The sequence below is a fragment of the Hymenobacter sp. NBH84 genome, assembly GCF_014217645.1.
GTDB lineage: Bacteria > Bacteroidota > Bacteroidia > Cytophagales > Hymenobacteraceae > Hymenobacter > Hymenobacter profundi.
This window is the reverse complement of record NZ_CP043645.1, coordinates 26,884-49,903: the sequence shown is the minus strand read 5'-3', so window position 1 is coordinate 49,903 and position 23,020 is coordinate 26,884. Positions and strand designations below refer to the sequence as shown.

Annotated in this window: 21 protein-coding genes; 9 read left to right on the top strand and 12 right to left on the bottom strand. The window is 60.3% G+C overall.

What is annotated here, in order from left to right:
- Positions 1 to 2 precede the first annotated feature (2 nt).
- The 3 genes from F1C16_RS20255 to F1C16_RS20245 are packed head-to-tail and all read right to left on the bottom strand — an operon-like array spanning position 3 to position 3,205.
- Positions 3 to 1,202 (bottom strand): AGE family epimerase/isomerase, encoded by a 1,200-nt coding sequence (locus F1C16_RS20255; RefSeq protein WP_185284533.1) that lies wholly within the window; start codon positions 1,200 to 1,202, stop codon positions 3 to 5.
- 52 nt (positions 1,203 to 1,254) lie between these two features.
- The gene (locus F1C16_RS20250; RefSeq protein ID WP_185284532.1) at positions 1,255 to 2,466 is read right to left on the bottom strand and encodes an exo-alpha-sialidase; all 1,212 of its coding nucleotides are present in this window, start codon (positions 2,464 to 2,466) and stop codon (positions 1,255 to 1,257) included.
- Between the two features lie 34 nt (positions 2,467 to 2,500).
- Positions 2,501 to 3,205, bottom strand: a complete 705-nt coding sequence (locus F1C16_RS20245) for a FadR/GntR family transcriptional regulator (protein WP_185284531.1) — start codon at positions 3,203 to 3,205, stop codon at positions 2,501 to 2,503.
- A 268-nt stretch (positions 3,206 to 3,473) separates the two neighbouring features.
- On the opposite strand from F1C16_RS20245, the gene F1C16_RS20240 reads away from it, so the two are divergent.
- The 6 genes from F1C16_RS20240 to F1C16_RS20215 all read left to right on the top strand — a co-directional run bounded on the left by F1C16_RS20240 (position 3,474) and on the right by F1C16_RS20215 (position 13,582).
- Complete coding sequence (locus F1C16_RS20240; protein ID WP_185284530.1) at positions 3,474 to 6,791, top strand: SusC/RagA family TonB-linked outer membrane protein; 3,318 nt, start codon at positions 3,474 to 3,476, stop codon at positions 6,789 to 6,791.
- Positions 6,792 to 6,804: 13 nt separating this feature from the next.
- Entirely contained in the window at positions 6,805 to 8,328 is a 1,524-nt protein-coding gene (locus F1C16_RS20235; protein WP_185284529.1) for a RagB/SusD family nutrient uptake outer membrane protein, read from the top strand.
- A 187-nt stretch (positions 8,329 to 8,515) separates the two neighbouring features.
- On the top strand, positions 8,516 to 9,448 hold the full coding sequence (locus F1C16_RS20230) for a dihydrodipicolinate synthase family protein (protein ID WP_185284528.1): 933 nt from the start codon (positions 8,516 to 8,518) through the stop codon (positions 9,446 to 9,448).
- Positions 9,448 to 10,593: a galactose oxidase gene (locus F1C16_RS20225; RefSeq protein WP_185284527.1), complete on the top strand. Its 1,146-nt coding sequence runs from the start codon at positions 9,448 to 9,450 to the stop codon at positions 10,591 to 10,593. Before F1C16_RS20230 ends, F1C16_RS20225 begins: the two co-directional genes overlap by 1 nt.
- Before the next feature lie 76 nt (positions 10,594 to 10,669).
- Positions 10,670 to 12,238: a sialate O-acetylesterase gene (locus tag F1C16_RS20220; protein WP_185284526.1), complete on the top strand. Its 1,569-nt coding sequence runs from the start codon at positions 10,670 to 10,672 to the stop codon at positions 12,236 to 12,238.
- Positions 12,239 to 12,283: 45 nt separating this feature from the next.
- Positions 12,284 to 13,582: an MFS transporter gene (locus F1C16_RS20215; RefSeq protein WP_185284525.1), complete on the top strand. Its 1,299-nt coding sequence runs from the start codon at positions 12,284 to 12,286 to the stop codon at positions 13,580 to 13,582.
- A gap of 121 nt (positions 13,583 to 13,703) precedes the next feature.
- Here F1C16_RS20215 and F1C16_RS20210 read toward each other — a convergent pair whose 3' ends face one another.
- The 8 genes from F1C16_RS20210 to F1C16_RS20175 form a co-directional block, all read right to left on the bottom strand.
- Positions 13,704 to 14,993, bottom strand: coding sequence for an ISKra4 family transposase (locus tag F1C16_RS20210; protein ID WP_185284524.1), 1,290 nt, complete (start codon positions 14,991 to 14,993; stop codon positions 13,704 to 13,706).
- A 121-nt stretch (positions 14,994 to 15,114) separates the two neighbouring features.
- Positions 15,115 to 15,732: a recombinase family protein gene (locus F1C16_RS20205; protein ID WP_185284523.1), complete on the bottom strand. Its 618-nt coding sequence runs from the start codon at positions 15,730 to 15,732 to the stop codon at positions 15,115 to 15,117.
- Positions 15,733 to 15,789: 57 nt separating this feature from the next.
- Positions 15,790 to 16,473, bottom strand: coding sequence for a plasmid pRiA4b ORF-3 family protein (locus F1C16_RS20200; protein ID WP_185284522.1), 684 nt, complete (start codon positions 16,471 to 16,473; stop codon positions 15,790 to 15,792).
- Between the two features lie 343 nt (positions 16,474 to 16,816).
- The gene (locus F1C16_RS20195; protein WP_185284521.1) at positions 16,817 to 17,095 is read right to left on the bottom strand and encodes a hypothetical protein; all 279 of its coding nucleotides are present in this window, start codon (positions 17,093 to 17,095) and stop codon (positions 16,817 to 16,819) included.
- 168 nt (positions 17,096 to 17,263) lie between these two features.
- Positions 17,264 to 17,665: a DUF3037 domain-containing protein gene (locus F1C16_RS20190; RefSeq protein ID WP_185284520.1), complete on the bottom strand. Its 402-nt coding sequence runs from the start codon at positions 17,663 to 17,665 to the stop codon at positions 17,264 to 17,266.
- Entirely contained in the window at positions 17,662 to 18,480 is an 819-nt protein-coding gene (locus tag F1C16_RS20185) for a HipA family kinase (RefSeq protein WP_185284519.1), read from the bottom strand. Before F1C16_RS20185 ends, F1C16_RS20190 begins: the two co-directional genes overlap by 4 nt.
- Before the next feature lie 78 nt (positions 18,481 to 18,558).
- A complete protein-coding gene (locus F1C16_RS20180) occupies positions 18,559 to 19,437 on the bottom strand; it encodes an IS3 family transposase (protein WP_185284427.1) in 879 nt (292 codons plus the stop codon).
- Entirely contained in the window at positions 19,434 to 19,736 is a 303-nt protein-coding gene (locus F1C16_RS20175) for a transposase (RefSeq protein WP_185284426.1), read from the bottom strand. The genes F1C16_RS20180 and F1C16_RS20175 overlap by 4 nt, the downstream gene beginning before the upstream one ends.
- A 567-nt stretch (positions 19,737 to 20,303) precedes the next feature.
- Here F1C16_RS20175 and F1C16_RS20170 point away from each other — a divergent pair.
- Entirely contained in the window at positions 20,304 to 20,624 is a 321-nt protein-coding gene (locus tag F1C16_RS20170; RefSeq protein WP_185284518.1) for a hypothetical protein, read from the top strand.
- Between the two features lie 70 nt (positions 20,625 to 20,694).
- Here F1C16_RS20170 and F1C16_RS20165 read toward each other — a convergent pair whose 3' ends face one another.
- Complete coding sequence (locus tag F1C16_RS20165) at positions 20,695 to 21,303, bottom strand: DUF3828 domain-containing protein (protein WP_185284517.1); 609 nt, start codon at positions 21,301 to 21,303, stop codon at positions 20,695 to 20,697.
- Positions 21,304 to 21,460: 157 nt separating this feature from the next.
- On the opposite strand from F1C16_RS20165, the gene F1C16_RS20160 reads away from it, so the two are divergent.
- Positions 21,461 to 21,733, top strand: coding sequence for a CPCC family cysteine-rich protein (locus F1C16_RS20160; RefSeq protein ID WP_185284516.1), 273 nt, complete (start codon positions 21,461 to 21,463; stop codon positions 21,731 to 21,733).
- A 588-nt stretch (positions 21,734 to 22,321) separates the two neighbouring features.
- The gene (locus F1C16_RS20155) at positions 22,322 to 22,996 is read left to right on the top strand and encodes a response regulator transcription factor (protein WP_185284515.1); all 675 of its coding nucleotides are present in this window, start codon (positions 22,322 to 22,324) and stop codon (positions 22,994 to 22,996) included.
- Positions 22,997 to 23,020 lie beyond the last annotated feature (24 nt).

Sequence of the window (23,020 nt, the reverse complement as noted above, 5' to 3'; positions counted from 1 at the left end):
GGTCATTCTGCCGGGGTAGGGCGGCCTTGGGCCAGTAGCTCGCCCAGCACCTGCTGGCACTGGTAGAGGCCCCGTGGCACGTGGAAGCAGCCCTTCCATTTGCCCCCTTTGAGGGATAGCAGGGCCTCGCCCTGGCGGTTGAGGTAGCCAAACCACTCGCCGCCGTGGGCAGGGTCGGGGAAGCGCTGCCAGGTGTAGGCGTGCACGCGCTCAAACCACTGCCAGCAGGCCGGATTGCCGGTGTGCTGGTAGCCTTTGAGCAGGCTGATGATGGTTTCGATGTGTACCCACCACAGCTTCTGGTCCCACTCCAGCTGCTGGGGCGGGTGGCCATTGACGTCCATAAAGTAGAACAGGCCGCCGTGCTGCGGGTCCCAGGCATACTCTAGGGTGTTGAGCGTGATTTGCACGGCTTTTTCCAGCAGGGCCGGGTCGTGGCGCCGCACGGCCAGATCCATGATAAACCACATGGCCTCAATGGCGTGGCCGGGGTTCAGGAGCCTACCCTCGAAGCTGTCGGAAGGCTGCCCGTCGGGGGTAACGTTTTCCCGGATCAGGCCCAGGTCAGCGTCGTAAAACACGTCCATCACCTCGTGGATGCACGCCTCAATGGTTTGCTCCACCAGGGCGGGGTCGAGCAGGTGTTCGATTTCCAGCGACAGATTGCACAGGATCATCGGCAGGGCAAAGTTTTTCAGCGGGCGGGTATCCGCCACGGCTTTGCTCCAGCGGCCCTTGGGGTTGTCGCGCCGGGCCAGAATCTGCTCAAACGTGCTTTTGGCCAGCTGCGCGTAGTCGTCGCGCCCGGTAGCTACCGACAGCTGCCCGAAGGCCATGGTGGCGAAGCAGTCGGAGAAGATGTTGTAGGGCTGCACCAGCGGCTGGCCCGCGCGGTTCAGCGAGAAGTACCAGCTGCCCTCGTCGGCGCGCCCGTGCTGAAGCAGGAAGTCGGCGCCGTGCTGGGCCATTTCCAGCCAGTCGGGGCGCTGCTCCAAACGATTGTAGAGCATCGAGAACGTCCAGACCTGCCGGGCCTGTAGCCAGATGAACTTGTCGGTATCATAGACCTGCCCGGTGCGGTCGAGGCAGGTAAAAAAGCCGCCCTGCTCCCGGTCCACCGAATGGCGTTGCCAGAACGGCAGCACGTCGTGGAGCAGGTTGTCGCGGTACTGCTGGTAGTAGGCTTGTAGGGAAGTGTGCATCAGTGGTTGGGTTTGGAGACGGGTTGCCCGCCGGTTTTTGCCGGTTTTGCCGCTAGCGCGTCAGCCAGTCGTAGCTAAACTGCGCGTATACAATGCGGGTGTACTCGTCTTTCTCGTAGAGCACGCCAATGCGGCTGTCGCGCTGCACCACCAGATCGGAGTAAGCGGCCGGGCCGGCATAGATTTCTTTACCAGCCGACCAGGTCTGGCCGTTGTCGATGCTGGTGCGCACGGTCATTTTCTCGCGCTTGCTCTGGCTGTTGAGGTTGCTGAACAGCAGCACGTTCTGGTTTTTGCGGGGGCGATAGTTCACCATGCTGCCCTGGCACACGGGGTCGGGTAGCTCCTGCGCCACACGCACCGGCTCCCAGGTCTGGCCGGCGTCGGGCGAGTTGGCCAGCAGGCGGCTCTTCACGTCGCCCGACTGGTTGCGGATGTTCATTAGCACCCCGCCGCCGGTGGTTTCGGCGGCCGTGCTTTCGTTACCGCCGGGGTAGGGCACGGTGGGCGTCAGGTGCCAGGTGCGGCCGTGGTCGTCGGAGTAGAAGCCGTGGGCCTTATAGTCGCGGGACTGTGCCTGGGGCGGCCCGGCCGAGTGGTTGGCGGCCACAAACAGCCTACCCTGGTGCTCGCCCTGGGTGAGCTGCAGGGCGTGGCCCGGCGTGTTGGCGTAGGAGCGCCAGTCTTCCGCAAACGTGTACTGCGGGTTGATGGCCGGCTTATTGGGCCGGCTAACCTGGGCTGTGATGTTCATCGGCTCCGACCAAGTAGCGCCCTTGTTGGTGCTGGTCACGTACCACACTTCCCGAATGGCTTTGCCGTTGCGCACCTCACTCTCGTGCGTGGTGCCGGTGTTATAGATCAGAAACAGCCGCCCGTTGGGGTAGCGCGGGTCCGTCAGGTCAAACACGGGGGCGGGGTTGCCCACCTGCCACTTGCCGTAGTCGGCGGCCCGGCGCACGCTGGTCCAGGTCTGGCCGTTGTCGCGGCTGGTGCGCAGCACAATGTCCACGTCGCCAAAGTCGCCGCAATTGTCCAGCCTACCCTCGGCAAAGGCCAGCAGCTCGCCATCGGGCGCTTTCACAATGGCCGGGATGCGGTAGCAGCGGTAGCCGTCGTCGCCGTTGCGGAATACCACGGTTTCGGTGGGCGCACCCGCCGCGGCCTTATTGCCGGCCGGCCTGGTAGGGGCCGTGGCGTGGCAGCCCAGCAGGCCGGCGCTCAGTAGCAAGGGGTAGAAAGAACGATGGGCAAGGAAAAGCATAAGCGGCACGGATAAGGCTTTTGCTGAGAATCAGCTAGAAAAGCCGTTGAAAGTGATTCTCGAAATGGTTGCGCATGGCGTTGCGAAACGTTTCGGGGTTACCGTGCTGGATGACATCCACCAGCCCCCGGTGCGACACGAACTTGCGGTGCTGCACGGGCTTTTTCAGCAGGCCGCTCCGGTGCACGTACTCGAAGGCGGGCAGTAGCATGCGCTGGAAGCGGCGCAGAGTTTCGTTGCCGGCTATATCGTATAGTTTACCGTGAAAGCGCACTTCCTGGGCCGTGTCGAATAGCATCTGCTCGGTGTTGACTGGCTCCTCCGCTACAATGGCGTACAGCTCGTCGATATCAGCTTGTGTGATGCGCTCGAAGAGCAGATCGGCCATGCCGATTTCCAGTACCAGCCGCAGCTCAAAGATGTCGCGCAGGGTTTCGTGGTCCAGGATGCCCGGGTGCATGGTTTTTTCGAGGAGCGAGAGCAGGTCGGGATTGGTAATGACCGTGCCGCGCTTTTTGCGCGACTCAATCAGCCCGCGCATCCGCAGCCGTAGCAGCGCCTCCCGCACCACGGTGCGGCTCACGCTCAGCTGGGTAGCCAGCTCCACTTCCTTGGGAATGACATCGCCCGCTTTGTACTGCTGACTCTGGAAGAAGTTGAGCAGGTCGGTTTCCACTTTGTCGACCAGCGTAAGCTGCTCCTGTTCTTTCTGGTTGCTCTGAATTCCGGCGTAGTCCATCGAATGCAATTAGGAGGGTAGCACAGCACAGGAAACGCCCGGGGTCTATGGCCGGGGTGCATTGCCCTCGGCACGACCACGGCAACGAAGCCGGGAAGTAGCCACAATAAGTATGAGTTAATAGGCCACACTTGGGAAGCAGGCCGGGCAATATTCGCCATAAACAGAAGTAAATAAAAATTATTTCTTTTTATTTCAAGTATTAAGTTTGACTTAATATATTTGGTAGCGCACATTCAAGCTCTTTCAATTCTATTCCCCTCTGCTTATGCTCACTTTTACTGCTTCTTCTCGAAAATATATCATACTTATTATTTGCTGGCTGGCGGCGCTTAGTAGTTGGGCCCAAACGACGCTCACCGGCACCGTACGCGATGCTCTCACCAGCGAGCCGCTACCGGGGGCCAACGTGGTGGTGAAGGGTACCGCACGGGGCACGGCCACCGACGGGGAAGGCAAGTTTTCCCTACCCGTCAGCCGGGGCGAGGTGGTGGTGGTATCGCTGGTGAGCATGGCCAAGCAGGAAATCATCATTGCCGACCAGACCACGCTGGACGTGCGGCTGGCGGAAAGCAACCAGAGCCTGGATGAAGTGGTCGTGGTCGGCTACGGCCAGCAAAGCCGGCAAACGCTGACGCAAGCCGTCTCCAGCGTTGATAACACCGTGTTTAAATCGGTGCCGCGCACTAACGTGGGCACGGCCCTGCAGGGCACGGCGCCGGGCCTGCGGGTGCAGCAAAACACTGGCCAGCCGGGCGCTACCCCTACCATTGTGCTGCGCGGAGGCACCAACTTCAACGGCACTGGCTCGCCGCTGATTGTGCTCGACGGCGTGATTGTGCCGTCGCTGTACGGCATTAACATGGAGGATGTGGAGAAGATAGACGTGCTGAAGGATGCCGCCTCGGCCGCCATCTACGGCGCCCGCGCCTCCAACGGCGTGATTCTGGTGACCACCCGCAAGGGAAAGAAGGGCCGCACCTCCGTCACCTACAGCTATAAAACGGCCAGCAACTACGTGCGCCGCAACCCACTGTCTTATATGAGTGCGGCCGACTACATTCACTGGAACCGCCAGGGCTTGGGCAGCCGCTACGCCGCCGCCCAGGCCGATGGCAACACGGCCGAAATGAACAACGCCCGCAACCAGCTGACGGGCGCTTGGGGCTGGGGCCTGAACTCGGCCTGGACGGCTCCCGACGGCAAGTACTCTACGCAGCTGGTGAGCAAGGCCAACCGCCGGCTGCTCAACGACCCGCAGTACAGCCTGCTCGTCGATCCTAATCCCTTCAACCCCAACCAAAACGACAGCATTCTGTTCCGCTCCATCTCGCAGCGCGAGCTGGAAAACCAGATCTTGCGGCGTGGCTTGCTGAATGAGCATTACCTGAACTTTTCGGGGGGCAACGAGCAGGGCAACTTCTCGCTGGGGGTAGGCAGTCTGGGCGATGAGGGCGTAGTCATCGGCTCGCGACTGAAGCGCTACAACCTGAACTTCAACGGCGGGCTAAACGTGGGCAAAAACCTGGTAGTGAGCCTGAACATGGCTGGCTACAGCACCAAAACCAACGTACCCTACCTCAGCGCCGACGGTGGCGGGGGCGTCAACGGGGGCATTGTGCAGCGCTTCACGGGCATTGCGCCCACCGTGCGCCTCACCCACGACAACACCGGCGCGCAGCTGCCGGGCGTGGATGGCAGCACCCTGGGCAACCCTACCTACCTGCGCGACAAGTTTCTGAACGAAACCAACGAGCAGCGCTACTCAGGCGGACTGAACCTGACTTACACCATTCTGCCGGGTTTGAAGGCGCTGGGCTCGGCCTCGGGCTACTACCGCTACACCACCAACGACGCCTTCACCCAAGCCTATATCAACGGCACGGGCGGCGCCCTCATCAACACCCGCAACGCGTCGTATGCGCTGGAAAAAGCCAGCCAGTATACCTACAACGGCTTTTTGCAGTACGATAAAACGCTCGGCAAGCACAACCTATCGGTGCTGGGCGGGGGCGAGTTCTACGAGGTGCGCGCCTACAACTACAGCGCCGCCGCCAACCTGGCCGCCACCGACTTTATCCCCTGGCTGTCGGCCTCCACGGCGGCTGTGGGCGTGCCCAGTTCCTCGTTTTCGAGCTGGCAGCGGCTGGCCTCGGGCATCGGGCGCATCAACTACACCTTCGACAATACCTACCTGCTGACGGTGAACATGCGCTACGACGGTACCTCCAAGCTAACCACCAACCAGTACGGCTTCTTCCCCGGCGTATCGGCGGGCTGGAACGTGCACTACACCGACTTCTTCTCCAGCTCCGCAGTGCATCGGTTTGTGTCTACCCTGAAGCCTCGCGTCAGCTACGGCGAGGTGGGCAGCATTGAGCCGCTGGGCGACTACGCCACTATTCCGCAGTACGGCAGCGTAGGCACCTACAACGGGCAGCCGGGCTTTGCCGCGGGCAGCATCACCAACACCAACCTGAAGTGGGAGCGCGCCAACACGCTCAACTTCGGTCTGGACTTGGGCTTGTTCGATAACCGCGTGACGGTGATTACGGATTACTTTATCCGCAACGTGTACGACAAGATTGCCTCGCTGCCCATTCCGGTATCAACCGGCTACACGGCCTACACCACCAACAACGGCCAGCTGCGCAACCGCGGCCTTGAGCTGGAGGTGCGCGCCGACGTGCTGCGCCCGACCAAGCCCGACGGCGTGGCCTGGACCGTGAGCGCCAACCTCTTTCACGTGCGCAACTCCGCCGTGAAGCTGCCCAACAACGGCCTGGATCTGAATCGTCAGAACGCCATTCAGGTCTACGACCCCGCCCAAAACCGGCTGGTGTACGTGGGTGGCCTGCAGGAGGGCCGCCGCATTGGGCTGGATGAAGTGTATGCCCCCATCTACGATGGCCTGTATACCACGCAGGATGAAATCAATGAGCGCAACACCTTCTACAACTCCTACCTACCCTACGCCAACAAGCGCATCAAGCTGCTGGGCGACGCCCGCTGGCGCGACGTGGACAGCAACGACACGCTCGACTACCGCGACTTGGTGTACGTGGGCCGCACTACCCCTACTGTGCAGGGCGGCTTCTCGTCGAACCTGAGCTGGAAGGGCATCACCCTGTTTGCGCAGTTCGACTACTCCCTGGGCTTTGTCATCGCCAACCAGATGTACCTGCGGGGGATGTCGCAGGTGCAGGGCTCGCAAAACGGCCCCGTGGATGTGACCCAGACCTGGACGCCCGACAACCCCACGGCCACGCTGCCGCGCTACTACTGGGCCAACTACGGCCGCAACTACTTCACCGACGCGGGCGGCAGCTCTACGCCCCCGGCCAACTTCTGGCAGAAGGGCAACTACCTGGCCCTGCGCGAGCTAACGCTCAGCTTCGAAACGCCCGCCCAGCTGCTCGCGCGCCTGTCGGGCAGCCATGTGCAGGACCTGCGCGTGTTCGCCACGGGCTCCAACCTGGTGTATTTCACGCACTACAACGGCACCTTGCCTGAGGTAGGCGGCAACGACGTGGGCCGTTTCCCCCTACCCCGCACGCTCACGTTTGGCGCCACCATCAGACTCTAATTGCCCCCAACGTATGACATTCTATAAAACCCTATGTATCGCCGGCGGCTTGGCTTGCAGCGCCGGTCTGTTTTCGTGCCAGGATCAGCTCCGCGACGTGGTACCGCAAAACTCGCTCAACCAGGCGCTGGTGCTCACGGATGCCAACGCGGCCCTCACGCTCTACACCGGCGTGTACGCCTCGCTGCGCAACTACCAGAGCACGCTGGTGAACCTGGGCGAGATGCGCTCCGATTTGTGGGCCGACGGGCTCTACACCGAGTCGGAAGATGCTACCCTGCGCCAGTATTGGTCGCACAACATCAGCGCCACCAATGTGCCGGCCGCCAACTGGGGCAACTTCTACAACCTGCTTGACCGCGTGAACACGGTTATCAAGCTGTTTCCGAACGCGCCCCTAGACGAGGCCCGGCGCAAGAGCGCCCTGGCCGAAATGCACGGCCTGCGCGCCTACCTCTACTACACCATGCTGCGCACCTGGGGCGGGGTGCCGCTGCGCACCGAGCCCGTGACGGCCATTGGCAACCTGCAGGACCTGTACGCCGCCCGCGCTACCCCGGCCGAGGTGGTGCAGCTCATCAAAAGCGACCTGGAGCAGTCCCTGACCCTGTTCGACGGCAACAATGCCTTCACGGCCAAGCGCGTGTACTGGAACCGCGCCACCACGCTCACGCTCAAGGGCGACGTGTTCATCTGGTCGGGTACGCACCTGGGCGGGGGTAGCGCCGATTTCGCTACCGCCAAAACGGCCCTCGACGAGGTAAAGACCATCCCGGCGCTGGGCCTGCTCGACAGCTTTGCCGACGTGTTTGACCCCACCAAGGAAACCGGCAACCGCGAGATTCTCTTCTCGCTCAGCTTCGAGAAAAACGAGGCGACCCAGACCACCTACAACAACTTCCTGGTGAACACCACCCAGGCCAGCACGCTGGTGCTCGACCCCGTGCCGGGCCCGCCCGCGTCGGTGAGCAGCGTGTATCCGCTGGTAGCCGGAGCCAGCCGGGTAGGGCTGTCGGAAAACCTGATTAAGCGCCTGACCAGCACCCCCGTCGACGCGCGCATCCCCAACTCGTTTCGGGTGATGTACCGCAACAGCAAGGACTTCCCCATTGCAGCCACGCTGTTTACCAAGTTCATTGGCCGCGTGGATGCGGGCGTGCAGCTCTACGACACCAACTTTCCCCTCTACCGCTACGCCGATGTGCTGCTGCTCTCGGCCGAGGCCAACGCCAAGCTGGGCAACAGCCCCGCCGCCGACATCAACGCCATTCGGCGGCGGGCCTACGGCGCGGGCTACACGCCCTACGTGGCCAGCAGCCAGGCCAACAACCTGAACGCCATTCTGGACGAGTACCTGCGCGAGTTCATAGGGGAGGGCAAGCGCTGGTGGGCCCTGCGCCGGGCCGGCGACGCCTATGTTTTTGCAGCCGTGAACCCCCGCTACCTCTCGCCCGGCCAAACCTCCAAGCTGCTGCTGCCCATCACCATTGGCATGCTGAACGCCGACCCCAAGCTGACCCAGACCCCGGGCTACTAGGCGCTGGCTGGCCCGGGCCTTGGGCCTTGCCAGCCTACCCCCTCCCGCCCGGAATGGGGCTAGGGTAGGCAAGGCCCAAGGCCCGCACCAGCCGCTCACCGATGTTTAAACACGTTGTAGCTTTATTGTTTTTATCTCAACTACTGGCTGGCTTTTCCGGCAAATACCCCTTTTTTACACGCAACTCATGACGCAAATTCCGAAAATAGAAGGCCTGGTGGCGGCACCCTTCACCCCCATGCACCCCAACGGCGAGCTAAACCTTGCCCCAATACCCGAATACGGCCGCTTGCTGGCCCAAAATGGCGTGAAAGGCGCCTTCATTGGCGGCTCCACGGGCGAGGGCGTATCGTTGTCGTTTGCCGAAAAAATGACCCTGCTCCAGGCCTGGGGCGAGGTGCGCGAGCCGGGCCTGCAAAAGATTATGCTGGTGGGCGGCACCTCCCAGGCCGAGAGCATTCTGCTGGCCCGCGAGGCCGCCCGCTGCGGCTACGACGCCGTGGCCGTGCTGGCGCCCTACTACTTCAAGCCGGCCACCGTGGAGCTGCTGGCGCAGTTTTGCATCGGTATTGGCGAGGCCGTGCCCGAGGTGGGGCTGTACTTCTACCACATTCCGGCCCTGACGGGTGCCAACCTGTCGATGATTGACTTTCTGACCTGTATTGATGGGCGCCTGCCCAACTTCCGGGGTATCAAGTACACCCACAACGACCTGATGGACTACCGCCGCTGCCTGCTCTTCGCCGGTGGCAAGTACGACCTGCTCTGGGGTTGGGACGAAATTTTTCTGGCCGCCATGGCCATGGGCGCGCGGGGCGCCGTGGGCAGCACCTTCAACTACGCCGCGCCCGTTTACCATAAGCTGATGGCCGCCTTCGATGCCGGCGACCTGCCCCAGGCCCAGGCCATGCAGGACCAGTCCATTGCCATTGTGAAGCTATTGGTGAAGTACGGCGGCATTGCCACCGGCAAAGCTTACATGCGCGCGCTGGGGCTGGACTGCGGCACCTTCCGCCTACCCGTGGCCAACATGGGCGAAACCCGGTACCAGGAGTTTCTGGATGATTTGCAGCAAATCGACTTTTACGCGCACGCCTCGCAGCTCCCTGCATCCGTCTGATGCGTAGGCTCCGCAGGCTTGTGCTGGGGGTAGGGCTGGCGGGGGTGGTGGGGTGCGGGCGGGCGGGCCTCCCTACCCCCCCCACTACCCGGCTACACTACCACTCCCTACCCGCCCTACCCCCGCAGCAGGGGCAGGCCAACCCCGGCGTGGCCGGGGCGTTTGCGGGCGTCAGCCACGGCGCGCTGCTGGTGGCCGGGGGCGCCAACTTTCCCAACGGCTACCCGTGGCAAAACGGCCCAAAGGTGTGGCACGCCACCGTGTACGTGCTCACCGGCAAGGGCAGCCGGCAGCGCTGGCAGCTGGCCCAGCCGCTCGCCCAGCCCTTGGCCTACGGTGCCTCCGTGGGGTGGCACAACCAGCTCATCGGCCTTGGCGGCAACAACGCCGACCGCCGCCATAGCCAGGTGTTCACGCTAACCTGGGATGCCGATGCCGGGCAGGTGCAGCAGGGCACGCTGCCCAACCTACCGCTGGCCCTGGCCAACCACGCGGCGGCCGTGCTGGGCGACGTGCTGTACGTGTTCGGGGGCGAGTCGGACCACGGCACGGAGAAGAGCCTCTACGCGCTGAACCTGCGCCACCCGGCCACCGGCTGGCAGCGCCGCGCCGATCTGCCGGGGCCGGCGCGGGCCTTCACGGCGCTGGCGGCTTTGGGCGAGGCGCTGTACGTGCTGGGGGGTAGGGAAACGGTGGCGGGCACCACTACGGTGTTTAAAGACGCCTACCGCTACGAGCCGGCGCAGGACCATTGGGCGGCACTGCCGGATATGCCCGTGGCACTGGCCGCGCACGGCGCCGCGGCGGCCGGCCCGCACGCCCTGCTCATTCCGGGCGGCGACGACGGGGTGCGCCTCCAGCAGATTGAGGCCCTGAACCGGCAGCTGGCCACCACCCCCGCCGGCCCGGCCCACAACGATCTGCTGCAGCGGCGCAACGCCCTGCAGGCCGTTCACCCGGGGTTCCGGCGCGAGGTCTGGGAGTTTCGCCCCGGTAGCCGCCGCTGGGCGGTTGTGGACACGCTTCCCTACCCGGCCCCCGTCACGACCCCCGTGGTGCGCCGGGGCCGCCAGCTGCTGCTACCCTCGGGCGAAATATCGCCGGGCGTGCGCACGCCGGCCATCCGGCAGCTTACTGTTAAATAAGCAGTTATCCCGCCCCAGGCGTACATTAGTTCGCCGCTTGGGGCGGGATGATGGCGCTTTATCACTACCTCTGACTATGCGTAAGCAGGATTCCTTTTTAGCCGATTTTCAAAAGCTGTGGCTGGTGGGCGCGCTGCTGTTGCCGGGCGCGTCGGCGCGGGCGCAGCAGCCAACATTGCAGCTGGGGCAGGTGTGGCAGTCGGGCATGGTGGTGCAGCGCAACCAGCCCCTAACGCTCTGGGGCAAAGGCCAGCCGGGCGCATTGGTGCGGGCTGCCTTTGGCCGGGCGCAGGGCGCCGCCACCGTGCTACCCGATTCTACCTGGACCATTGCGCTGCCCGCCCGCCCCGCCTCCCCTACCCCCGACTCCCTGCAAGTGGTCAGTGGACCGGAGCGCCTCGTGCTCACCGATGTGCTGACTGGCGACGTGTGGCTGTGCGCGGGACAATCGAACATGGCCTTTCCGCTGGCTAATGACCGTGCGGCTTCGCAAACCCTATCCCAGCTTTCCAACCCGCTGCTACGGCTGCTGAACCTGCCGCCCGCCCTGACTACCTACAGCCCTGCCTACAAAGCCACCGAGCAGGCCCAGCTGGAGCCCGCCCAGTTCTACCGCCCCGGCCACTGGCAGGCGGCCAGCCCAGAGGCGGCGCGGGCCTTTTCGGCCGTGGGCTTCTATGCGGGGCAGTTGGTGCAGCAGCAGACCGGCATCCCCATTGGGCTGATTAATGTGGCCGTGGGCGGCACGCCCGCCGAAGCCTGGATGCGCCCGGTGCCCGCGGCGCCGACGCCCGCCGTGCACGCCGTTTTCAGCGGCAACTGGCTCACCAACCCCGCGCTGGAGCCCTGGTGCATACAGCGCGGCCACGAAAACCTGGATGCGCTGCTGCAGGCCGGCTACGTTCTGCCGCACGATTCGCTGGGCTACAATCACCCGTTTAAACCCGGCTTTCTGTACGAAGCCGCCGTCCGTCCCTTGCTGCGCCTGGGCATTGCGGGGGTGCTGTGGTATCAGGGTGAAAGCAACGCGCTGAGCCAGGCGCGGACCGAGCAGCACGAGCAGCTCTTTCCGCAGCTGGTGGCCGCGTGGCGGGCCGACTGGCAGCGGCCGGACCTGCCCATCTACACGTGTCAGCTTTCCTCCATTGGCACCGAAAAGGGATACAAATCGGAGTACTGGCCGCTGTTTCGGGACGGGCAGCGGCGGTTGGCGGCGGCGCTGCCGCACGTGGGCATGGCCGTCACCAGCTACGTGGGCCACCCCTGGGACGTGCACCCGACGGACAAAAAAACCGTGGGTGAGCGGCTGGGCCGCGTCGTGCTCATCCAAACCTACCACCAGCCCCTGCTGCCGGCCCCGCTGCCCGGCCGCGTGCGCCGCCGTCACAATGGCTGGGTGCTGCACCTGACCCACAGCGGCACCGGTTTGCGCACGGCCGATGCGCAGGCCGCGCGCGGCTTTGCGGTAGGCAGCGGCACCGGTCTGCGCATCGACCTGTCGGCCCAGGTTCGCGGCAGCAAGGTGCGGCTGCGTGGGGCCACGGCAGGCGAGTATCTGTACTACGGCTGGCAGCCCTTCAGCACGGCCAACGTGGTTAACAGCGCCTGCCTGCCTTTGTCTACCTTCCGGCTCGCCCTACCCTAGCCGGCCGCGCCGGCCACTCCCTACCCCTATTCCCCTCCTCTGCTCATGCCAGTCAGTACGCTTCCTGAATCGTCCCTGTTCTCTTCCCGCTCGCGCTTCTACCCCTGGGTAGTGGTAGGGCTGCTGTGGGTGGTAGCCATGCTGAACTACCTCGACCGGCAGATGCTGGCCACCATGCGCCCGGCCATGCAAATTGACCTGCACGAGCTGCAGTCGGCCACCAACTTTGGGCATCTGATGGCCATTTTTTTGTGGATTTACGGGCTGATGAGCCCCTTATCCGGGCTGGTGGCCGACCGCCTCAACCGTAAGTGGCTGATTGTGGGCAGCTTATTTGTGTGGTCGGGTGTGACACTTGCCATGGGCTACGCCACCACCTTCGATCAGCTCTACTGGATGCGCGCCCTGATGGGCGTCAGCGAGGCCCTCTACATTCCGGCCGCCCTGGCCCTGATTGCCGATTTTCACTCCTCCAAAACCCGCTCGCTGGCCATCGGCATTCACATGACCGGCTTATACATGGGGCAGGCGCTGGGCGGTTTTGGGGCCACGTTGGCCGCGGCTTACTCGTGGCCGGTGGCGTTTCACTGGTTTGGCGTGGCCGGCATTGGCTACGCGCTGGTGCTGGCCCTGTGCCTGCGCGAAGCGCGCCGCGAGGGGGTAGGCGCCGCAGCGGCGCCGGGCCAGGGCGCACCGGCCCGGCCCCTGTCGATGCTGAGCGGCGTGAAGGCGCTGCTGGGCAATTTCTCGTTCTGGATACTGCTGCTCTACTACGCCATTCCGAGCCTGCCCGGCTGGGCCACCAAGAACTGGCTCCCTACCCTATTTGCCGGCAGCCTGCACATTGATATGGCCAGCGTAGGGCCGCTTTCTACCATCAGCATTGCCGTTTCCTCGTTTCTGGGCGTCATTTTTGGCGGCCTGCTCTCCGACCGCTGGGTGCAGCGCAACGTGCGGGGCCGCATCTACACCAGCGCTATCGGCCTGGCCCTCACCATCCCCTCCTTGATGCTCATTGGCTTCGGCTCCTCGCAGGTTAGCGTTATCGGGGCCGCGCTGTGCTTCGGGCTGGGCTACGGCATGTTCGACGCCAACAACATGCCCATTTTGTGCCAGTTTGTGCCCGCCCACAGCCGGGCCACAGCGTACGGCCTGATGAATATGACCGGCGTATTTGCGGGCGCCATGGTTACCAACTGGCTGGGCAAATCGGTAGACGCCGGCCACTTAGGCAGCGACTTTGCCCTGCTGGCGGGCATTGTGCTGGTGGCCCTCATCCTGCAGCTGGCCTTCCTCAAACCCAAAGCCGTTGACTTCACGACTGACTACGCAGCTACCGCCTGATGGCAGACAATCATCAGGCAGCCTATTATTTCCTCCCCCCTCCTATGCTTAGTATCGCCTGTGCGCGCGTCGCCCTCGCCCCGCATCCTTGGAGAGCATCAAAAAGTGTGGGGCAGTGGGGCTAGGCGGCCATCGGTAGGGGCTCCGCTGGCGGTGGTCGGAAACCGGGGTACTGTTGTCGGAAACAGTCTTCCCATTCCTCGTTGAGCACCTTGGTACGGGCCTGCACGAGCAGATGGGCACCCTTTTTGGTCCACTGCATCTGCTGCCGCTTCACCATTCGCTTGGCCAGCACTTGGTTCACCGCCGACTCCACAAAGCCCGTAGACACCCGTTCGCCGTAGCGCTGGCGCTCCGAGTAGTCTACGATGAAGCCGCTGTTCTGCTCCACGTAGGTGTAAAAATCAGCCAGTAGCCGGGCCAATGGCTTCAATTTGCTGTATTTCTTGGCCACCAGCGGGTCGTCTTGGTGCGTGGCCAACAGGTCGTCCAGGTCCAATATTTTTTCCAGGGCCCGCTCGGCGCTGCCGTGCCAGAGGTGCCACTTGATGCTATGCAAGCGGTCCTGAAACGCTTTGCCCCCGATCGCATCGACCTGGACCACGCCCAGCGCGTACTGCTGCAGCACCGTCAGGCGCATGGTCAGGTGAAACCAGTCCAGGATGTGGGTGGACTCCGCACTCAGGTAGCTGGTCAGCGACCGCAGAACCGCGGCGCCGTCCGTGAAAAATTCCACTGCTTGATTGGCCTGCAGCCCCTGCGAACGCAGGACCTCGAACACCCGTCGGCGCGGCTTGGCATCAACCTCCTGCACGAAACCGAAGCATTTGGCAGCCCCTTCGGCGGGAATGCTTTTGCCCGTAATCACCTCGAAACAGCCTTTTTTATGCCAGTGCCGGACGTAGCCGCCGTCGAGGCCGACCACCAGCGGGCGGGGCGGGCACGGCAAGGCCTCGCGGTCGCGCTGGCAAACGCCGTGAAAAGGGGCCACTTCCTGCGGCAGCTGCTGTTCCTGCGCCTCGACCACGGCGTGCAGGTGCTGCTGGATGGTCGTGCCTGTGAGCTTCGCACTCAGGGGCAGCACGTCGTGGAGCAAATCGGCCGTTTTCTGGTAGGGAATCAGGCTGGCCCACTTGGTTTCCAGGTACAGCAACTCCGGCGTCACGTGCTGCGGAAACAGGGGCTGCAGGGGACTGAAGGTCTTCGGTCCGGCCTCGGTGGGTGGCAAGTAGTAGCGCGGGCTATCGACCGTGACGTTGCCGAATAAGGTTTTCAACTGGAGCGGGTAGCTGCCTTTCTTGCGCAACCCGCTGGGCTGGTGCGCCTGCAGGTGCGTCGCTATCTGCTGCCCAATCATCGTTTGCTGAATGCGCTGCAGCAGCTCCTTCGATTCGGCCAGCGTCAGTCCCACGCTGGCTAAGCTGAGGTCCTCCCGGCTCTAGGTGAACACGTCTTCGAGCAGGGACTCTTCGCCTTCCGACAGGCACGCCACCAATTGTAGTTTGAAGTTCATGGCATCAAGGGATTAAGGATTACAGCAAGGCCTTCACTTTACGAACCGTGTTGATGGCCACGTCGCACAGCTTTGCCGTGTTACGTACGCTCAGGCCCGCGCGCAGCTGCCGGGCGACGGCGGCATACTTTTTCAGAAAGACGGCTTTGTCTTCCTTCACGCCCACCGGGCGGCCAATCGTGACGCCTTGCCGCCGCGCTTCATCCATGCCCGAGAGGATGCGCTCGCGCAGGGTCTCGCGCTCCAGGCGGGCAAATTCGGCCAGCAGCGTGAACATGAACTGGGCGACGGGGTTACGTTTGCCGTTTTTTAGCGTTTCAATCCCAAAGTTTTGAACGTAGATGCTGACGCCCAGCTGCGTCAACTCCTCGACGATTTGCAGGACTTCTACCGTGGAACGGCCCAAACGCGAGACTTCGCTCACCAATACTTTCTGGATGGCGCCCCGGCGGCTCAGTTCCAGCAACTGCTGAATGCCCTCCCGGTCCTGATTCCGCTTGGCGCCGCTCATCTTCTCCGCAATCTCGGCCACCACCTGCACGGCCTGACTCTGGGCCACGGCGCGCAGGTCTTCCACCTGCCGCTGGTAGTCCTGCTCCTTTTTGGAGACGCGCACGAAAATAACCGCGTGTTGCATGGCGCAAAGCTACCTGGGCTGTATCAAATAAACCATCTGGTTTTCTTGATACAAATTTCAGGAGATTAAATCCGCGAAGAAATAGTCGTAACCGCCCTGCGAAAATAGAAAATCGGGATTACCCTTTAGTTGATACAGTTTGGCTAGTTTCTGGTTGACCTGGTCTTTATCGAAGTGCTCCGGCCGATAGGTCCAGAACCAGGTCGGTACGTCGTCCTCTCGGATATCCTCGCCGGCCAGTAAACGGTCATGAGCTTCGTAGGCCCAGCTGAACTGGTCGAGCGTGCGCTGGTCATAACCGCGGGGGCCGCCCACTTCTTCCGGCGGGCAGGCGCGGCGGCCACTCAGACACACCGGCCCGGTGGGGACTGCTGTTGCAGGCAGCACTTTCTCGACCCGTACCTGGTGCTGCCAGTAGTCACCGAAGTCATAGGTATAGGTGAACTTATCATTGACCCGCCACGGGAAATCGCCCAAGTGGACTCGCCGGGCGTCATCGGCGTACCATGTGCCGCCTGCGTAGCTCAGGCCGTAGTCCTTGCCCCACAAGTGAAAGCAGTGCAGGTGCCAGTTCTCCCAGCCCATCGCTACCTGGAAAATATGATGCAGCTCGGCCAGGGTAGTATCGCCCCGCACCAACACGCGCCGGCTGATTTGCGGGCTGATGCCGAGCAGATGAATCTTTAGCTGGTAGCCCCCAGCTAGGCGCTCAAGAGTGGAAGCAACAGGTGGTTGGGTCATGGTCTTTGCCGACAGCTTCGGCTTCCCAAGGTAGCCGAAGAAGCTGCCACCCCCAACTGCCCCACACTTTTTGATGCTCTCCAACATGAAGAACTTGACAATGTCTGAAAAGACAAAGGTTAGCCCTCAATATGTCGCCCTAAGTTTGATGCGTAAGCCCTGATCGTAAACTAGCTAACCACATTAGGAAATAAGGTGGGTAATTCAAGTTTAAAGGTCGGTAGGGAAAGTGGGATTTGCTACGATTTGGTTACAAATGGCTACAACTACGACTAGCCCATAACAAGACGGGCGGCCCACTATTCGTGAGCCGCCCGTCGGTTGGATGGTAGTAGATAAGAAGTTACTCGTGGCCTGCAGCTTCCATCTTGTGCTGCATCTTACGGGCAAAGGACTCAGCCTCGTTTTCGTGCACAAAGTCTACCTGCACATCGGTACTACTCGCTGACTTGATGATTTGCTCGATGGAGTTGCGGAGGTCAGAATTGGCGGGAGCAGCAGTAAGCAAATACAAGTGTAGGGGGGTATCGCCCGTTTTGAGGGCAGTGATGCGGCCCGCCCACTTATAGGCTTTGTCTTTGGCACGAGCCGGATTCTTGAGCTGGAAGGTGACGGGCTCCAAGCAATTCAGTACTCCGTTTTGCCATGTGTGAGAAAAGAGAATTTGGTCGTTTGCGGTAGCTATTTGACTTGGCTGCAGCTTTTCGGTCACGTGGTAGCGGTCGAAATACTGCTTGTACGATTGCCGCCACACCTTCTCGTCGTCGGTACGAGCTGGCGCGGCCTCTTCCTAGTACTCTCCTATCAAACGATGGTATAGCTCCTGACAGATACGCTCGGGCTCGGGGTCCATGGTGAGACCTTTCTGCACGGGTGTGAGTTGCCAAGCGGCGTCATTTGGCCGGATGAGAACAGAAGTGACGGTATTGAGGTCCTCGATGCTCTCGAATAACGGGTTGACCGATATTGCATCAGCTCGACGGTTGATAGCAACGGCAAAGTGCCGCAGCGTCGAAATGATAGGCCGAGCGGGTAAGCCGGGGAAGAATCCGGTCAGGCGTTGGGTCTTGGTAATAACCTGGGCACGTAGGAATCGGGTTTCTGGTTCGTAGAAAACAAGACCGACGTTCACGAACTCGCCCGTCACGTGGTCGTGCAGGTAACGCAGAACCTGGTACTGGTACGTTTTCATTGAGTTACGCGGTTGAGTTCTTGAGTAAAGGATGATACGTGTGCTAGCACTTGAGAGATATGAGCCTCAATGTCGTCAATTTCCGGTGTGCGCCAAGTGGGCGGGATATGTTGCCGGGCCGCCTGCCAGAATTGACTGTCTAAGCGCTGAAGAGCAGGTGTTAGCGTGGTGAAGTCGAACTGTTGGCCGCGCAGCTGCGGGAAAAAGTAGTGCTTTTCAATCCAGCCGCTCACATCGTTTGGTTGCAGCAGCCATGGTTCGGGAGAACGTAAAAACGAAAAGACCTGAGTGAAAGAAAATCCCAACTCATGGTCAAGCAACATGATTTGCTGCCCGTTGGTTAGCATGTTTTGCTTGGTGGCGTTGCGGTCAACGTTATTCAACAAAACATCAAACGCGAAAATCAGATAGGCTTGTTCCTTTTCGGCATCGGTGAGGGGCTGGCCGGTGATAAACTCCCGAAATCCTTGCTCGTAGCTAGAGCCAAAGTTGCGGCCTAGCGAACGGCTGACCATACCGTACTCGGCGCGACCATTCATCAGCTCCAAAAAATCAGGGCTGATGTCTACCTCAACCGGTTCAACGGCATATAGCCCTACATGCCAAGCAGCCCAGCAGCCTAACAATTCGCGCTGGAAAGCGGCTCCCTTCATGCGCTCGGCATCTACGCATTTGATAACGTATTCGCCCTCGGATTTCAGGAGGTCATTATAGCCGCGGATTAGCAGTGGCTTATTCGCTCCGTTCTCGAATGTTTTGTCTGGCTTAAGGGCATAAACAACGGGAAGTTGGTAGGAGCTATCAGTAATCAACACAGGGGCGGATGTTTAGGGCTGCGAAATTGCATAGAAAACACGGACTTTATTACCGGAGATATAAGTGAGGTGATCTAGCTAAGCCGCACAGAGTTGGGACGTAGTTTGAAATTGGGTTTCGAAGTGATTGGGGGATTGGTAGCCGAGGGCCGAATGGCGGCGCTCGGCGTTGTAATAAGCGAGATAGTGACTGATTTCCAGCCGGGCTTCTGCTAGGTTGCGGAAGCGGCCGCCGTCGAGCAACTCGGTTTTTAAGCGGCTCCAAAAGGACTCGGCGTGGGCGTTGTCGTAGCAGTTGCCCCGCCGACTCATGCTCTGCAAGGCCTCGTGGCGGGCTACTAAGGCCTTGAAGTTGGTGGCTGTGTACTGGCTGCCCTGGTCGGAATGGATGACCAAGCCCGCCGCGGGCTGGCGCACGGCCAAGGCGCGGCGCAACGCTTCGCTGACCAGGTCTTCGGGCATGGACTCGCGCACATCCCAGCCCACGACTTTACGCGAGTAGCGGTCCAGCCAGGTGGCCAGGTACAGCCACCCGCCGCCCTGTTTAGGCAGATACGTGATGTCGCCCACCCAGACCTGGTTGGGGGCCGTGGGCACTGGTTGACCCAGTAAGCGATTTGGCGCGGCGCGCACGTTTGGGTCGGAATCGGTGGTACGGGGCACAAAAGCGCGGGGCTGCTGGGCCCGCAAGCCGTGCGCTTTCAGCACGCGCCGGATGCGCCAGCGGCCCACAGGGTGCCCTTGGGCGTGCAACTCCGCTCGCAGGCGCCGGGTACCGTAGCGCGCCGAATGCCACTTAAACTCCTGGCGCACCGCTACTTGCCAAGCGGGCTCAGGGGCCGGCACTTGCCCCCGCTGCCACGCATAGTACGCGCTCGGGGCCACGCGCAGCACCTGACAGAGCTGGCGCACGGGCACCTGAGCCCGGCGTTGGGCGATATACTGATAAGTACTCACCGCGTTGGCTGGCTGAAGATGACCAAGGCTTTTTTTAAAATATCTAACTCCTGCTCCGCTCGTTTGAGCTGGGCGCGCAGCTGGCGCACTTCCGGGTCGCGAGCCACTTCCACACTGCCCACTTCGGCCACGAGTTGGGCCTGCTGCCAGCGGTAAAGTAGCTTGGGACTGATGCCCAACTGCTGGGCGGCCGCCTGCGTGCTGCGGCTCTCACTAGCCAGGCGCAGGGCCTCGGCTTTGAAGGCGTCGTCGTATTTGCGCCGTCTATCCGGCGTGGACTTGCTGCTTTTTACACTCATGACTCAGGAAATATACGTCCTGTTTCTGTGCGCCTAACCTAGACCACCTCAACCCACACAGCGTTGAGCGTCGGCCCGAGCTTCCGTTACCGCTTGTTCTCCGGCTTAGAGGCAGTTGGTGAAGGCACAGTCAATATGGATATACGGGCTCCGCGCGTGGTCACGACTTGCGGGGCAATCGGTCTGCGCTATGGGTTTGGTCGCTAACCAATAGTACAGACTGCTCTCTGCGCAGCGCTAGGGCACGCAGCCAGTGTGTGCCCTAGCGCTGTTTTCAGGCTGTGCTTTTCGCGCAGTGGGTAGGGCGTGTAAGATCTTAATGAGAATATTCGAAAGCAAATGGAATCTTTTAACCTATGAAACCTGAACCAAGATCACTGCCGCAAAAAGTACTATTTATTTAAGCACACATAGGGGGTGTCAAAATCGTCACTATTCTGAGGTTTGTCCGAGAAGCAACATTACGTTAAGCAACTTTTCTCAGAAACCACCTGATTTGATGAATAGGCCTATTTCTTACTTTTATCTAATTAATAGTCTTATCAAAAAAGCAACCTATGTTAACTTATGCAACCAGGTAATCTTTTACCCATTACCACTCTTGGTGACAGCTGGGTGGACAATGACTTGATGATGCTTCACGCCTGCTTCCAGTTGTTAACCAACTGCATTGAGCAGGAACACTTGTTCACGGCGACCGAGTGGGAGGAAAACGAAGCGACCCAGCACACCAAGCAAGAGCTTGAAGCATTGCATCAGTGGTGGCAAGAACGGAGCACAGTAGAACGGCAGCAACAGGTAGATCCAATCTGGACGAAGAAACAGTACGAAGAGGATACTCAGATGCTAATCCGCTTAATTAAGGTGCGTCAGTATCTATGGACGTAGCAGTGACCAACCTATAGATTGCTCTATTGAACATAATCTTTACTTATACGACAGGCTGAGAACAGCGCTATTACTGTGTAGGTCGAATGGCGTTGATCAACCACTGGCCGTTATGTCGGACTAAACTGAAGGTTAGGTTAGGCCCCTCGCTCATCTCACTTTCCTGCCAGCGATACAGCACTTGGGCGCTATCCTGGCTCATACTGACCTGCGTAGGCTGGCTTCGTAAGAGTAAGGCGACCTGTCCCTCGGCATCCTGTGTAAAGAGCACGCGGTCGTAGTCCAAGCCGGACGGGGGACCATCCGTTTGCGGATGTGCCTGGAGGGAATCCTGCGCGTATTGAAAGTAGCGGCGCTGCGTGAGCAAGTAGGTGGGCGCTACCCGACCGCTACGCTGTAACAACTGCAAGTAGCGATCGACTGCCTGAAAGTCAACTGCGTATGGGTTCGTTGTATCAGCATCGTTGGCAGCCGGGACGGTCGGCATGGTATTGAGTTGCTCATGCCGCTGCTGATACCAACGCAGAAACGCCACGACTGTCTGGGGAGGAGACGCGACGGCTTGTTGCGCACGCGTAGCAGATGGTGGCATTTGGGCAGGGGTAGAAGTCGTAGAATCGGTGGTGCACGCGGCGAGCAACAGCAGGCTTAGCCAATAGGTATAACAAGAGAGCTTCATGCAGCTAAAATAAGAGATGGCACCCGTAGAGTATGGTACCGAAGTATTACTTTAGAAATAGTGACAGGTATTGACCCACAAACCTAAATTCCCGGAAAAGTTGATTAGCATAATGCTAGTTATATGCGCGCTCTTAGAGGAGTGCAAATATTACTAGATGTCGTTAGCCCCTAATCAGTTTGGACGTTATCCCTGTCCGTGTTGTCACTATCACACCTTTCAAGAGCCCGCAACAGGAGAATATATCATCTGCCCGGTTTGCTTTTGGGAGGATGATCCGGTGCAAGCGGTTGAACCCACCTTCGTGAGTGGCGCTAATCAGGTGAGTTTACGCCAAGCACAAGTCAACTTTGTCGCGCTTGGGGTTTCCGATCCTACCTTTAAGCGTCAGGTTCGGCTGCCCACTACAGAAGAGCTACCTGATCAGTAGCGCTATTTTTCTCCTACCAGTTCTATCTGTTTTTCTATGGGTGCCAAACATGTGTGCTTTGCTTGTCGGAACGCCTATAATGTACCCTACGGCGCCGTTGGCCCCCTAAAGTGTCCCCACTGTGCCGGAGCCTTAACTATTTTGCCACATCGCTTTCGGCCGCCGAAAAAGCGAGAGGACGAGAAGTGGAATACCGCACAGTACTTAGTGGAGCAGGGGTTCTACTATGAGCATATCTTCCCGGTAGCGGAGCCTACGAAGCACGTGGCAATACCGGCGAACTATGTACCCTATCCGGAGAATTTACGGGAAGCTCGAGAATTCGTACAGCAATACCGTGCCTTTGCCAAGAAGCCATAAAAACAGCTGGTATTTAGCTACAGTCAAGCTTATAACCTTTATTGAAGGGACCTCGGTAAACGTTATAATTTTTTGGTTCTCTATAGAGAATACAGTTCAGTGAAACCACCGTTTATCAACGCAAACAGGGACTCCTCAATACCTATTTACGCCGCGAACTCACGCACTCTGCTTCGCGCTTTGCATAGGTCCTAATTTACCTGCTACAACTGATTATCTTGCCCTCATATGAAAGTTTTACTGGTAGAAGACGACCCGCAGGTAGCCTCTTTTGTGAAGAAAGGGTTTAAGCACGAGGGATATGAGATAACAGTGGCCTACGATGGACGCTCGGGCTGGTCGCTTTACCAGCAGCAGCCCTACGACATTGTGGTGCTGGACGTCAACCTACCCTACCTCAACGGGGTGGAATTATGTCAGCTTCTGCGCGGCAGCCGGCAACGGGTACCCATTCTGTTGCTTACGGCCCTGGATAGCCTGGCCGACAAAGAAGCGGGGTTTGCTGCCGGGGCCGACGATTACTTGGTGAAGCCCTTCGCGTTTCGGGAGTTGCTGCTGCGGGTACGGGCCCTCACCAAGCGTTATGCCGAAACCAGTACCCCGCAACACCTACGTCTGGCTGACCTGGAGCTGAATCTAGATTCCAAGATTGTGACCCGCGCCGGGCAACGCATTGACCTCACGACCCGCGAGTATTCGCTGCTGGAGCACCTATTGCTCAACCAGGGACGCATCGTGTCGCGCGTGGACATTGCCGAGCGGGTATGGGAAGTGGATTTCGATACCACGACTAACATCATTGACGTATACATTGGCTACTTGCGAAAAAAAATTGATCGAAGCTTCACGCCGAAGCTTATTCATACCGTTGTGGGGATGGGCTACGTGATGCGAATTGATTGAGTAGGGCGCTTCGCTCGTTTTGGC